Genomic DNA, 13,240 nt, shown 5'->3' with positions numbered 1-13,240 from the left:
TAGTCATAAACACAGTCGTATGCCTACCCGCTATTGTAAGTGGGGGACTGTGTCCGGCGATTCAGGGGGCCGCTCCAAGTAGCTTCTTCCTGCCTCGAAAGCCAGAAAGCGCAGTCTTACTCTTAAATGCCTCCAGACTGATCAGGGTGGGTTTCATGTGGTGCCTCCTGTAGACTGGAATGATGAGCAGTGCTAGCGCCGGCTTTCGCGCAGCGCTATTGGCTCAGCAAAGGTAGTCCATCATGAGTCCGCGCCAGGCCCTGTGCAATACCTGGAAACTGGTAGTAGTGAATGCACCCATTACCAGTGAGAGGACCGCAAGGCCGGGGAACAGGAGTCCGATGGCAACAAAAAAGGTTCTTCGAAGAATTCCGGGGAACGCTGCGCGGATTTTGAGGAAGAGGGCCAACTTGTGCGGCGCTATGCCGCTCAGGAAGCGGACGCGTAACCCGTCGGTCCGTCGCGAGAAACACCGCTACAGACAGGCAGACACCAATGGCGTAGGAGAGAGACGCCCGCAGCCGTTTGCCCGGCCGGCGCAGAAAGACAAAAAGCAAAAGCAACAGACCGATGAGCGCCAATACAGCTGCGCAGAAAACGGTGGTGCCAGCTATCGCAGCTAATGGGCCGGTTGTGGCTCGTGCGAGTGTAACGGGCGTCCGAGCGGCAATCACCGCGAACGTCATACCCCAGCAAGGTCATGGCCGCGGCACATAGAATCCACTAGGTGAACCACCTTGCTTGCGTTGCGGTTCATCTACCTAAGCCCGTCTATCCCCTTTGTCAAATCGCGCTAGATGGGGGAGGGCACGCAGGAAAAAAAGTTGATGCTGTGCTATCCCACGGTACCCCGTCCGGCGCGACCGTTGGATGGAGCCCAAGCTCCGTCATGGTGCTACCGCAATTCGTGCGTCACGCCGCAGCCACTGAGAACATGACTCGAATCACTCTGGTGTCCAAGGCATAGCAGGCAACGGAGGCCACCACGGCTATGCCGGCTACCATCAGCAATGAGCGACGCTGGTCGGGGATGGTCCAGAGCAAGTATCCCAACGCCCCAAGCCATACCAGCACAAGGATCAGGTCAGCCAGAAGTACCGCAGCTGACACAACGCCCGCATAGCCAACGAACATATCGTCCCGTGTTGGCGCAGCAACTATGTGAAAGAGGCTTAGCCCGATAAGCGAAGCAGGCAGCAATACGGAAGGCAGCAGGAATAACCAACGTAGAACCATCACCTCACACCCCTCCGCTACGATTCGAGCGGCCAACGCCTGCAGCCATAGATCCCCAAGGGTGAGCCACCGTGCTTGGCCTGCATTTCATCCAGATAAATCCATCGGCAAAATGATACTGCGCCATTGTCTCCCAGCGCCTGGGGAAAAATCCTGAAAACCAGGGCGATATTTCGCTAACATCTGATTTGAATAAGTCAAACCGCATTTTTAGGGAAAGACTTATAGATCGAATGACTACCTTCGTTTAGATTCCTCGATTCAAGCTATTTGCTGGAGGACATCCTGTGATGAGAAAAGGCATCATTCGGCAGGGCGACACGACCACGCACGGCGGCGAGGTGTTAGAAGGTATACCGAATTTTAGGATCCACGGCGTACCTGTCGCCGCGGTAGGGCATATGGTTTCGTGTCCACAGTGCAAAGGTGCGTTCCCGATCATTGAAGGTGATACGTCTTTTACCGCCTATGGCAAGTCGATCGCACTGCATGGCATGCATACCGCCTGCGGGGCGCAGTTGATTTCGTCAACCAGTGGCTTTGCAAACGTTGAGCACCCGCGCGGGGGAACGGGCTTTGCAAGCGCGGAAGGCGGGATGGCGCATATCGCAGGTGCATGGGGCAAGAACGACGCGTATGACGACCTGTACGTGCTCCAGGACAGTTCGACCGGAACGCCATTGCCGAATACCGAATATGCGGTCGTGCGTGAAGGCGCCAGTCCTGAGTTTGGCAAGACCGATGGCCAGGGAAGAACCCATCTGCTGACTTCCACTATGCACGCAGCGGAAGTGACCATTTACGTAGAGGGGTGATTGAATGTCGAGCGCGCTTGTTTCCCCATCTGGCAAGACTTTGATTCCTGTCGCCAGGCGCACGACAACGCCAACGCCAGCGAATGCACCTAAACCGGTTCCCGTGGAGCGGGAATATTTGGAAGTGCTCATCTTCGATAAGCTACCTCGTCCGGCCTCGGCATTCGGTCATGCTGCAATTGGGATTGATGGGACCGTCTATAGCCGCGCACATGAAAAGTACTTCAAGGGCTCGCTTACGGAATACCTGAGAAGCAATACGCAAGGGGTTGAAGCGCGATGTTGTTGGTCTGTACCTATGGGTGTCGCCACGCGAAAGGAGGATCGTTCAGGACGAATTAGAGCGACTCAAGGGCTCGCTTACGGAATACCTGAGAAGCAATACGCAAGGGGTGAAGCGCGATGTTGTTGGTCTGTACCTATGGGTGTCGCCACGCGAAAGGAGGATCGTTCAGGACGAATTAGAGCGACGAGTGGTCGAAGACGAGAAGTACAGCGTGTTCAGTAATTCGTGTAGCTCCAACGTCGCGGACGTTCTCGAGTTGGTCGGTATCATGGCGCACGATCCACGCTACTTGCCGACGCCGGTATCCCCGGCCGATCTGTTGGCGGTGCTATCGAAATCTAACCGGCTTGTTGAACGCCGATTCTATGGAAAGGGTTACGAAGGTGGCGCCTCCGGCAATTGGTAGGAAATCAGTCGTTGCTCTAGGTGTGTCGGGGTTGGCGTTCGCGCTGCTTTACGCATGGTGGAGCGGTTGTAGTATCGACCTGCTAGGGCGAACCACCGTCGCACCCGTACCCCTGCACGAAGAGCCGCTAGACGTGTTCAAACGGCAAGGGCCTTTCAGCGGCACCGTTCCATCAGGCACCTTCTGCAGGTTGATTCAAGTTGAAACAAAGGGCTTGGTTTCGTTTCGGGTCAGGTGCGGGAGCCTTGAGGGATGGACGGACGAAGCCCAATCTTTCGACCCGCCGCTAGGCGTTGGTCTGTTCGGTTGAAAGAAGGCCCGGTCACACTGATCTGGGCCTCAAAAGTTGGACATGCAACTCTTAGGGTGTCCCATGTACAGATACAGCGCGGCCAAGATCGCAGCCCGTGTGTTTATCCCAGTGTCGCTGTTGGCTGCTGGACTCCTGGCTGCGTTCCTATACCCCTTTCATCTGTCGGACGAGAACACAACAATCGATGTCATACACATGCAGTATGCCTGCGGAGAGTGCCACGTACAGTATCGAGTGCTAAAGGCTGGCGGCGCGAATGGCCAGACACACGCCCGAACGTTCGGCAACGAGAGCGGTGCCCCCATGCGGTTTATCGGATGGGATGTCGTCGTACTGTACAAGGGGTCTGACCAACCGCTCCTCAAGTATCGGAATTCCAGCGCTGTGTCTGCCGAGGATTGCGCAAGTCCAGTGCTTCGCCTGAGGGGGCAATTCAAACGTAGGCTGATCTACACGTTTCTATATTCCGGAGACCGGTACGACGGCACATATTTTGATGCGCAAACCGCTTCCATTGCGCCGCAGGACCCCCATGGCTGTAAGGCGCCTGGCGGGGCATCGATTCGATAGCCGTCCTTGCTCGCGAGGTTACGTGGGAAATCCATAATTGTCTGCGTCGTTCAATAAGTGGAGAATCGCCATTGCCCCCGCCACGCCGCCCACCTAAGCGCCGACCACCGTGACGTCCACCGCCCCCTCACGCACCCCCCGCCTGCACTTCGACCTCATCACCGTCCAGCTCTTCATCGCCGTATCCGACTTCGGCAGCATCACCCGCGGCGCCGAGCGCCTCCACTTGGCCCCCGCAGCCGCCTCCCGCCGCATCCTCGAACTGGAAGCCCAACTAGGCGTCTCCCTCTTCGAACGCCTGCCCCACGGCATGGCCCTGACCGAAGCCGGCCGCGCACTACTGGCCCACGCCCGCGGCATCACCCACACCGTCCAGCGCATGCAGGACGACGCTGCCTCCTTTGTCGGCGGCGACCTGGGCGTGGTCCGGGTAGCCGCGCCCAAATCCGCAGTCATCCAGTTCCTCCCCTTCGACATCCAACGCTGCGCCACCGCCTGCCCCGGCGTGCGCATCGACCTGCAGGAAATGAACAGCGCGGAAGTCCAGCAGTCGCTGCGCCGCGGCACCGTGGACATCGGCATTTACGACGGCAGCCTGGGTGTGATCGACCTGCCGACCGCGCCCTATCGGAATGATGAACTGGTGCTGGTGGTGGCGCGCGGCCATGCGCTGGCGCGGCGCCGCAAGGTCACGCCGGACGACGTGCTGGACTGCGACCTGATCGTGCTCAGCGAGAGTTCGGCGATCTCGATCGTGCTGGAGCGGCTGGCGGAGGAGGCCGGCCGCGTGCTGCGCATGCGCATGCGCGTGGGCGGTTTCGACAGCATGGCTGCGCTGGTGGCGCAGAACCTGGGCGGCGGGGTGATGCCGGAGGCGATCGCGCGCGAGGTGGCGGCCGGCAGCCGCTTTGTGCGGCTGCCCATTGCGGCGCCCTGGGCGCAGCGGCAGTTTGTGCTGTGCCATCGGCCCCATGGGGCACTTTCCTCGGCGGCGCTCAGCGTGCTGGCGGTGCTTGCGCAAAACGCGAAACCAGAATCCCCCAATTAGCGATAGCCCGCGGCGGATGTATTGCGGATGATGGCTCCATAACTACAGGACGGAGACACGCAATGCAGCGCAGACAATTCATTGTGGCGGCAGCGGCCGGGCTGGCGATACCCAGCCTGGTGCGCGCCGCCGACATCGCCGGCCCGGTGCGCATTGTGGTGGGCTTCGCCCCCGGCGGCGGCACCGATGTGCTGGCACGCGTGATCGGGCAGAAGCTCGGGGTCATGTGGAACACCAGCGTGCTGGTGGAGAACAAGCCCGGCGCTACCGGCGCCATCGCCGCCGCCTATGTGGCCAAGCAGCCGCCTGACGGCACTACCTTGCTGATGGCGCATGTGAACAGCCACGCGATCGCCCCGGCGCTGCTGGACGTCAAGTACGACCCGCGCGCCGACTTCACGCCGATTTCGCTGGTGGGCGTCACGCCCAATATGCTGACCTGCCGTCCGGAGCAGAAGGTGCGCAGCGTTTCGGACATCGTGGCGCTGTGCCGGCAGAAGCCGGGGAAGATTTCCTTTGGCTCGTCCGGCATCGGTTCGGCGCAGCACCTGGCGCTGGAGATGTTCCGGTTGCAGGCCAGGCTCGATGTGGTGCACGTGCCTTACAAGGGCTCGGGCCCGCTGGTGGCGGACCTGATCGGCGGCCAGATCGACTATGCGTTCGACACCATGACCGCCGCCACGCCGTTTATCCAGCAGGGCAAGGTGATCGCGATCGCGCAGACCCGCCTGAAGCGCGCGGCCAGCCATCCCAATGTGCCGACGCTGGCGGAGTCCGGCTTCCCCGGGCTGGACGCGGCATCGTGGTACGGCCTGGTGGGCCCGAAGAGCATGCCGCCGGCGCTGGTGCAGCGCATGAACGCCGACGTCAACCGCGTGCTGGCCATGCCCGATGTTGCCGAGCGGCTCAAGAGTTTTGGCGCCGAGGACTCAGGCGGATCGAACCAGCAGTTCGCCGCCTTCATCGCCTCTGAGTCCACCAAGTGGGCCAAGGTCGTGAAGGACGCCGGCGTAAAGGCCGAGACCTGAGCGCCGCAAGGCAATGGCCGAGAACCGACGCACGCGCGCACGCTGCCCATCCATCTATCCAGGAAGAAGCATCCCATGACAGATTTCCGCGACTCGGGCGCACAGGCGCCTGCCTCCACCTTGCCGCTGGCCGGCGTGCGCGTGCTCGACGTCAGCCAGGTCATGGCCGGGCCCTACGCCTGCATGCTGCTGGCTGATCTGGGCGCCGACGTGATCAAGATCGAACCGCCCGACGGCGGCGACCAGACGCGCGGCGCGATGGGTTTCAAGATGAAGGGCTCGGACAGCATGGGCTTCCTCAACATGAACCGCAACAAGCGCAGCGTCACCCTGGATCTGAAGACCGAATCCGGCCGGCAGGTGCTTTATCGCCTGGCGGAAACGGCCGACATCCTGGTGGAGAACTACCGACCCGGCGTGATGAAGCGGCTGGGGATCGATTATGAGACCCTCGCCAGGATCAATCCCAAGCTGGTCTACTGCAGCATCTCGGGCTTTGGCCAGAGCGGGCCGTGGGCCGGGCGGCCGGGCTTTGACCTGATGGCGCAGGCGATGTCGGGCGTGATGAGCGTCACCGGCTACCCGGGCGGCGCGCCGGTGAAGGCGGGCGTTCCGGTGGCCGATATCGGCTGCGCGCTGTTCGCCACCTACGGCATGCTGTCTGCCTATATCGGCGCCAGGGAGACGGGCAAGGGGCAGTATGTCGATGCGTCGCTGTTCGATTCCGCGCTGGCGTTCTCGCTGTGGGACACCTGCGAATACTGGGGCACGGGCCGCGAGCCCGAGCCGCTGGGCACGGCCAACCGCATGAGCGCCCCTTACCAGGCGATGAAGTCCGCCGATGGCTACTTCGTCATGGGGGCCACCAACCAGAAGCTGTGGCAACTGCTGTGCAACACGCTCGACCGGCCCGACCTGCTCGCGGACGAGCGCTTTGCCACCGTGGCGCTGCGCCTGGCCAACCGGCAGGCACTGATCGCGATGCTGGAGGAGAGCTTCGTCAAGGAGAGCAGCGACTACTGGATCGAGCGCCTGCTCGGCGTCGGCATTCCGGCCGGGCCGATCCTGACCTACCCGCAGGCCTTCGACAGCGAGCACGGCCGCCACCGCCAGATGCGCATCGAAATCGATCATCCGATCGAGGGCAAGGTGCCCAATATCGGCTTCGCGGTGAAGATGGGCGGCACGCCCCAGCAGGTACGGCGCGCGCCGCCGCTGCTCGGCCAGCATACGGAAGAAGTCCTGGCCGAGCTGGGTATCCCGAAGGACGAACAACAGTCGCTGGCTGTAGCCGGCGCCTTCGGATCATGAAGGCCGCGCTGCCGCCGGAAGGCGGTCCCGGCAACGACGGACAAGTCACGCTCACGATGCAGGGACAGGTCGCAACGCTGACGTTCGACCGACCAGCCGCGCGCAATGCGATGACGTGGGCCATGTACGAGCAACTTGCCACGCATTGCCGCGCGCTTGCGGCGCAAGGCAATGCGGGTGCGCGCGTGGTGGTGCTGCGCGGCGCGGGCGGAGAGGCCTTTGTCGCAGGTACTGACATTGCGCAGTTCCAGCAGTTCTCCAGCGGCGAGGACGGGGTTGCCTACGAAGCGCGTATCGACGAAGGCGTCCGCCTTGTCGAGCAACTGCCGATGCCAACGGTAGCAGTTATCGAAGGCTGGGCGGTGGGTGGCGGTCTGGCCATCGCTACTGCGTGCGACTTCCGTGTCGCGACGCCCAAGGCCCGCTTTGGCGTGCCGATTGCGCGCACGCTGGGCAATACGCTGTCGGCGCTGAACCTTGCCAAGCTGCGTGCGGCCTGGGGGCTGCAGCCGGTGCGCCGCATGCTGCTGCTGGCGCAGATCCTCGACGCCGAGGCTGCGCTCGCGTGCGGGTTTCTTGAGGGTGTGTACGCTGCCGACGCGCTGGAGGCCGAGGTCGTCTCGCTATGCGACCGGCTTGGCGCGCTGGCGCCTGTCACGCAGACGGTGGTCAAGGAGGCGTTGCGGCGCCAGACCGTGCAGTCGGTGGCCGACACGGATGACCTGGTGCGCTTGTGCTACGGCAGCGGTGACTTCCGGGAAGGGGTGGATGCGTTCGTGAACCGGCGCCCGCCGGTATGGAAAGGGAGTTGAACGTCGGGGCCTCGTACGCCAGCCGCCGGTGTTTCAAAATTGAAACCATCTGGCTGATTTACCGTGCAACCGACACATCGCGCGAGCGTCACGCGCCCGCTCGTCAGCCTACCGCCACGGGTGGCCCGCGATATGCATCACATTAATGCTATGGGCGATAAAGACGCTCGAGCCTGCATGCCTGAACCTGTGCCATGCAGTGGGTGTCACCAGCGCGGCTGGCGGTGGAATCGGTGCCAGATGGCATTTGTAAGGTCTGTGCCATCGCCGCGCCGCTTCTACCGTCTGGTTGCCGTCTCAGGAAGGAGCGCGCCATGAAGAACAAGCTTCCCCCGATTGCCACACTGGCCTTCGGCGTCTGCCTGACGATGTCTGCGGCATTGGCTGCCCCGCCGGGCGACATGGTCATGGTCACTGCCGACGAGGTCAAATGGGCGGACCTTCCACTGATACCGGGTGCCAAACTTGCCGTCCTCGAGGGGAAGATGGACAAGAAAGCGCCGTTCACGGCCCGGATCAAGCTGCCCGCGGATGCCAAGGTGCCGGCGCACTGGCACCCGGGCGTGGAGCGGGTGACCGTGCTTTCCGGGACGTTCAACTATGGCATGGGCGACAAGCTCGACCCGGAAAAGACCTCGCCGCTCGGCGCCGGCAGCCTGATTGTCATGCCACCCAAGATGCGCCACTTTGGCTGGACCAAGGAGGAAACCGTTATCCAGATCAATGCGTCGGGGCCCTGGGCTTTCAACTTCGTCAACCCGGCTGATGATCCCAGGAAGAAGAAGTAATGCCTGGTGCGGGGCTATGGATGTCTCAAAGCGGCGCAAGCCGCGGGCAGGACCATAGCAGGCATCGGACGTGGCAAATACCTGATGGAGAGGGCGGTGGCTTGCGGCAATTGCCATGACATGCGTGCGATTCGACGGCTGGCGGTAATCCTTGCACTGGTACTCGCTGGCTGTGCGGGGCCCCGGACGGCACCCACGCCTGATGCGCGGAGCGCATTGGCGCCGACGGGGAAACTCCGCGTCGGATTCATATCGGGCTCCCCGATCCATGCGACGAAGGATGCTGCGTCAGGGGAGTTCAGAGGCGTTGCCGTTGACCTCGGCAAGGAAATGGCGCGGCGTCTCGGCGTTTCGTTCGAGCCCGTTGCCTACACTTCGGTCCCGGCGTTGATCGCCGGCGCAAAAACCGGGGAGTGGGATGTCGCCACGATGGGAATCAGTACCGAGCGCGCGTCGGTCGTGGACTTTACCGCGCCATACATGGAGGTCGAGTTCAGCTACCTCGTTCCGCCGGGTTCGCGCATCACCACGCTGGCGGACGTCGACAGGCCCGGTGTCCGGATTGGCGTGGTGGAAAAGAGCTCGCCGGATGCCTATCTTGCCAGCACCATACGGAGTGCCACGCTGGTTCGGTCTTCAACTATTGCAGACATGGTTGAATCGCTGCGGGCCGGAAGGGCAGATGTCATTTTCGGAACCAAGGCAGGCATGTACAGCCAGGCCGAGAAACTCGCGGGTTCGCGCGTGCTAGAGGGCCGGTCCGGCGGGGAGAAGGCCGGGATGGCAACGCCGAAAGGACGGGATTACAGTGCTGCCTACGCGCGCAAGTTTGTCGAGAGCGCGAAATCCGAAGGCCTGGTTGAGGCGGCGATCGAACGCGCCGCATTGCGCGGAGTCGTTGCCGCTCCGCGTGAATAGTATGCGCTAACACCTGCATCACCCGGCTACGACTTCGTTTCCGCCGATTCCAGAGTCCTCTCAATGCCCGCTCGGGCAAGTCCAAAGACAATGCTCCGATCAACTCGGATTGTGCTTATTTTCTGGTTGTCACTTGACAACCAGTCATTGCGCATCTAGTCTCGGAGACACGAATGACCCGCGCCAGGCACCCAAAGAAGGAGATTGAGGCCGCACTCAGGCATGCAGCGCTGCATGGCTGGCGTGTCGAGCAGGCCAAGGGCAACGGTCATGCGTGGGGCCGCATCTACTGCCCCGACAACGACAAGGAATGCCGCTGCGGCGAGTTCTGTGTATCCAGCGTCTGGAGCACGCCAAAGAATCCGGGCAACCACGCCAATGCCATCCGGCGGATCGTGGACAACTGCTCGCATCAGCGGGAAGTGACATCGCTGCGCGTACTGCAATTCAGGACATGACCATGGAATATGCCTTCACCCTCAAATTTCACCTGTCGCAGGCGGACCGCGATACCGATGCGCTGGTCGAACGCCTGGCCGAGGCGGGGTGTGATGACGCGCTGGTGGGCACCGGCCTGCCGGGCCGCGTGGCGCTGGCATTTGTCCGTGAGGCAGAGTCGGCGCGGGTGGCCATGGTGAGTGCCCTGGCCGATGCCCGCCGCGCCATGCCATCGGCCACGCTGATCGAGGCGGCGCCTGACCTGGTCGGGCTGACGGATATTGCCGAGATGGTTGGCGTGTCTCGCCAGAACATGCGCAAGCTGATGCTTGGCTACCCGGATTCCTTCCCGGTGCCGGTGCATGAAGGCAGCAGTTCGCTGTGGCACTTGCTGGACGTGATCGTGTGGCTGGGGCAGCGCGGCTACGACATTAAGCCGGAGCTCCTTGAAATCGCGGCCACGGCGATGCAGGTGAACCTGGCCAAGTGCGCCAGCCAGGTGGCTCCGGCGATGGCGCGGGAGTTCCGGTCGCTGGTGGCTTAGCGGTCGGCCGTCGACTCCGCTTCCCGGCCCATCCTTTTCGGGTGCTGGTACGAATCCCGGCCTCTGGCCAAGATGCCCGGACAACCGCCCTAGCCGGGCACCACAACCAGAAGTGGAGACAAGATGGCCGAATCAGACGTGAAAGCCGTGATGGGCGAGTTCTTCGCCGCCATTGCCCGCGCCGACATGGAGCGCATCGCCGCGTGCCTGGACGATGAGTTCGTCTGGACCCTGCCCACCGGCGAATCCGACCCGCATGGCCTGGTTGTGCGCGGCAAGGCTGCCGCCACGGACTACCTGAAGCAGCGCTTCTTTGCAGACAAGGCCAATGCGCCGGTGCTGTCGGACGTCAAGCTTGAGTACACCGGTGATCTGGCCATCATGCGCTTTCGCGTACAGGTGCCGGCCAGCGATCAGCAGCACGGCCATCGCCAGCCGCGTCGCCAGGCGGGCGGGCAGGGTGACCGCCATCAGCGTGCCGAGCAGCGCCATCGGCAAGCCCAGTGTCAGCGTCAGCCCGGTCGACCCATAGTGATGCCGACGATCAGCGACAGCAGGCCCAGCACCCACAGCATGGCCGTCATCAGCTGGTCTGCGCGACGATGCACGCCTTGCAGCAGCGGGGTGTGCGGCGCGGCTGGCGCAGAAACGGAACTGCCTGCGGCACGGCGGGCAGGGATGGTCGCGGACAGCCGTCCGGACAGGGCGTGGTCAGCGCTGGTCATGGTTCCCTCGCAGCGTAAGTCAGGAAGACGCTGCACCCCGTCCGCCTGATGGCTTATTGTTTTAATGTCTTAATTTATGGCGTTGCGCGGCTGATTATATCGACGCCTGCCCGCTGCAACAGGCTCGGCCCGCGCGCCTTAATCCAACAGCGCCACCTGCACGTCGCGCGTGCCCTGGTACGGGTTGCGGCCGTGCCAGACCTGCAGGTTGTCCAGCACCATCACGTCGCCATCGCGCCAGGGCCAGCTATAGGTGGTCTGGTCGCACAGTTGGTCGATATGCGCGCGTTCGGCATCGGTCAGGCGTTCGCCATTGCCCAGCGTGGCGCCGGTCGGGTACTTCTGGCGCTTGCGCCGTTCCAGGTCCTGCTCGGGGTTCTCCACCTGCGGCAGCATATGCAGGATCGACCGGTACAGCTTGCGTCCGGTCTGCGGATGTACCACGAACGGCTCCAGCGCATTGAGCACGGTCAGGCTGCCGTCTTCATGCCAGACTGGTTCCAGCCCGCGCTCGGCGCACAGCCGGTTCACCTCGGCCGGGTCCTCGGTATGGAACGACTGGTTCCAGCCGCGCTCGTCCATATGTGCGTAAGAGGCATCGTCGGCATCGCGCCGCGGTCCGAAGTTGATCGCGGTGCGGCTGCCCAGCGTGGCGAGCCTGCCGGCCAGTTCTGGGTCAATGCGCTCGGCCAGGTGGCGCACATCGGTGATCAGGGTTTCGCCGCCCACCTCGGCGGTCTTGCGCGAGAAGAAGGCGATGCGGCGCGGGTAGTCGCGGCGGTAAGCCATTTCGGAATGTACCGCCAGGCGCACGCTGGCCGACAGCCGCGTGGCTTCCATCACGCGGCCGCTGATGGTTTCGCGCGGGGCGCGGCCGCCGGCGTAGCCACCGTCGAAGGCCGGAAACTGCTCGATGAAGTCGGCAAAGTCCTCCGTGCCGGCGGTCGGGAAGCCGCGCAGCACGATCCCGCCATGTTCCAGGATCAGCGCGTCCAGCGCCGGGCGCACCGTGCGCGACCACTGGCGGAACTGCGCGCGGTCCAGCAGGCGTTCGCCGGCCGGTTCGATGAACAGCGGCGGGCGGCCGGGCTGCAGCACGTGGCAGCGCACATCGGGCCCAAGGGCGGGAACGGCTACTGCGAAGGTTGCCGCATCGGCGGCGGTGGCTTGGGTCATGTTGTCTCCAGTCTTGTGCTCAGGTCGAAGGCGGGGTCAGTGCCGGTAGGACGGGTCGATGTGGTCCAGCTCGCGCCGCACCGCCGCCCATTCGCGGTCGCCGCGGATGGCTACGCGGCCGAAGGCCTTGCGGCTGGCTTCCAGCGATGCCGGTGACGGCATCACCAGTTCGCCGCCAGCCATGGCATCGACCTGGATCTTGCAGGCCGATTCCAGCCAGTAGATGTTGAAGAAGGCTTCGGCGATGGTGCGCCCGCATACCAGCAGGCCGTGGTTGCGCAGGATCATCGCGTTGTGCTGGCCCAGGTCCTGCACCAGCTGGCCCTGCTGGGCCAGGTCGACTACCGGGCCGGAGAAGTCGTGGTACGCAATGCGCCCGTAGAACATATGCGCATGCTGCGACACCGGCAGCAGGCCGCAGGCCATGGCCGATACCGCCGACGATGCGCGCGTATGCGTGTGCAGCACGCACAGCGCATCATGGCGCGCGGCGTGCACGGCGGTGTGGATCACGTAGGCGGCGGGGTTCAGGCCCAGCTCTCCGGCATCGCGCTCGGGCCGGTGGACGATGTCGCCGTTCAGGTGGATCTTGTACAGGCTGGACGCGTTTACTTCCTGGTACAGCAGCCCGTAGGGGTTGAGCAGGATGTGCTCAGGCTCGCCCGGAACGCGCGCGGTGATGTGGTTGTAGATCAGGTCGGTCATGCCGTACCGGTGGATGGCGCGGTAGAGCGCGGCCAGCTCGATGCGGGTGGCCCACTCGGCGTCCGAAATGGCGGCGGGACGGATGGGATCGGTTTCGCTCATGCGATGGCTCCTTTGCGTG

12 protein-coding genes and 1 pseudogene are annotated in these 13,240 nt (G+C 63.2%); 10 read left to right on the top strand and 3 right to left on the bottom strand.

The features are described 5' to 3' along the window. Nucleotides 1-1,526 precede the first annotated feature (1,526 nt). The 10 genes and pseudogenes from AC1Q6V_RS07730 to AC1Q6V_RS07685 form a co-directional block, all read left to right on the top strand. On the top strand, nucleotides 1,527-2,051 hold the full coding sequence (locus tag AC1Q6V_RS07730; RefSeq protein ID WP_010814719.1) for a PAAR domain-containing protein: 525 nt from the start codon (nucleotides 1,527-1,529) through the stop codon (nucleotides 2,049-2,051). Nucleotides 2,052-3,735: 1,684 nt separating this feature from the next. Next, a complete protein-coding gene (locus tag AC1Q6V_RS07725) occupies nucleotides 3,736-4,674 on the top strand; it encodes a LysR family transcriptional regulator (RefSeq protein ID WP_439668257.1) in 939 nt (312 codons plus the stop codon). 62 nt (nucleotides 4,675-4,736) lie between these two features. Beyond that, nucleotides 4,737-5,702 (top strand): Bug family tripartite tricarboxylate transporter substrate binding protein, encoded by a 966-nt coding sequence (locus AC1Q6V_RS07720; protein WP_454750384.1) that lies wholly within the window; start codon nucleotides 4,737-4,739, stop codon nucleotides 5,700-5,702. Between the two features lie 75 nt (nucleotides 5,703-5,777). Continuing rightward, a complete protein-coding gene (locus tag AC1Q6V_RS07715) occupies nucleotides 5,778-7,013 on the top strand; it encodes a CaiB/BaiF CoA transferase family protein (RefSeq protein WP_454750385.1) in 1,236 nt (411 codons plus the stop codon). Beyond that, nucleotides 7,010-7,825 (top strand): enoyl-CoA hydratase/isomerase family protein, encoded by an 816-nt coding sequence (locus AC1Q6V_RS07710; protein ID WP_010813155.1) that lies wholly within the window; start codon nucleotides 7,010-7,012, stop codon nucleotides 7,823-7,825. The genes AC1Q6V_RS07715 and AC1Q6V_RS07710 overlap by 4 nt, the downstream gene beginning before the upstream one ends. A gap of 314 nt (nucleotides 7,826-8,139) precedes the next feature. Beyond that, nucleotides 8,140-8,613, top strand: a complete 474-nt coding sequence (locus AC1Q6V_RS07705; RefSeq protein WP_010813156.1) for a cupin domain-containing protein — start codon at nucleotides 8,140-8,142, stop codon at nucleotides 8,611-8,613. Nucleotides 8,614-8,697: 84 nt separating this feature from the next. Then, nucleotides 8,698-9,531, top strand: a complete 834-nt coding sequence (locus tag AC1Q6V_RS07700) for a transporter substrate-binding domain-containing protein (protein ID WP_327077473.1) — start codon at nucleotides 8,698-8,700, stop codon at nucleotides 9,529-9,531. Between the two features lie 173 nt (nucleotides 9,532-9,704). Then, nucleotides 9,705-9,989, top strand: coding sequence for a hypothetical protein (locus AC1Q6V_RS07695; RefSeq protein ID WP_454750386.1), 285 nt, complete (start codon nucleotides 9,705-9,707; stop codon nucleotides 9,987-9,989). 2 nt (nucleotides 9,990-9,991) lie between these two features. After that, nucleotides 9,992-10,513: a helix-turn-helix transcriptional regulator gene (locus AC1Q6V_RS07690; protein WP_454750387.1), complete on the top strand. Its 522-nt coding sequence runs from the start codon at nucleotides 9,992-9,994 to the stop codon at nucleotides 10,511-10,513. A gap of 123 nt (nucleotides 10,514-10,636) precedes the next feature. Further along, nucleotides 10,637-10,867 (top strand): annotated as a pseudogene (locus AC1Q6V_RS07685) (nuclear transport factor 2 family protein); the annotation flags it as partial. A gap of 158 nt (nucleotides 10,868-11,025) precedes the next feature. Here the strand turns inward: AC1Q6V_RS07685 and AC1Q6V_RS07680 are convergent. The 3 genes from AC1Q6V_RS07680 to AC1Q6V_RS07670 form a co-directional block, all read right to left on the bottom strand. Next, the gene (locus tag AC1Q6V_RS07680; protein WP_041687519.1) at nucleotides 11,026-11,238 is read right to left on the bottom strand and encodes a hypothetical protein; all 213 of its coding nucleotides are present in this window, start codon (nucleotides 11,236-11,238) and stop codon (nucleotides 11,026-11,028) included. A 138-nt stretch (nucleotides 11,239-11,376) separates the two neighbouring features. Continuing rightward, complete coding sequence (locus tag AC1Q6V_RS07675) at nucleotides 11,377-12,414, bottom strand: TauD/TfdA family dioxygenase (protein ID WP_058698438.1); 1,038 nt, start codon at nucleotides 12,412-12,414, stop codon at nucleotides 11,377-11,379. 36 nt (nucleotides 12,415-12,450) lie between these two features. Continuing rightward, a complete protein-coding gene (locus AC1Q6V_RS07670) occupies nucleotides 12,451-13,221 on the bottom strand; it encodes a class II aldolase/adducin family protein (RefSeq protein ID WP_010813162.1) in 771 nt (256 codons plus the stop codon). Between the last annotated feature and the right edge of the window lie 19 nt (nucleotides 13,222-13,240).

The organism is Cupriavidus sp. GW823-FHT07B10, assembly GCF_058794355.1.
Note: the sequence above shows the minus strand (reverse complement) of the source record. Positions and strands in the feature narration are given on the sequence as shown.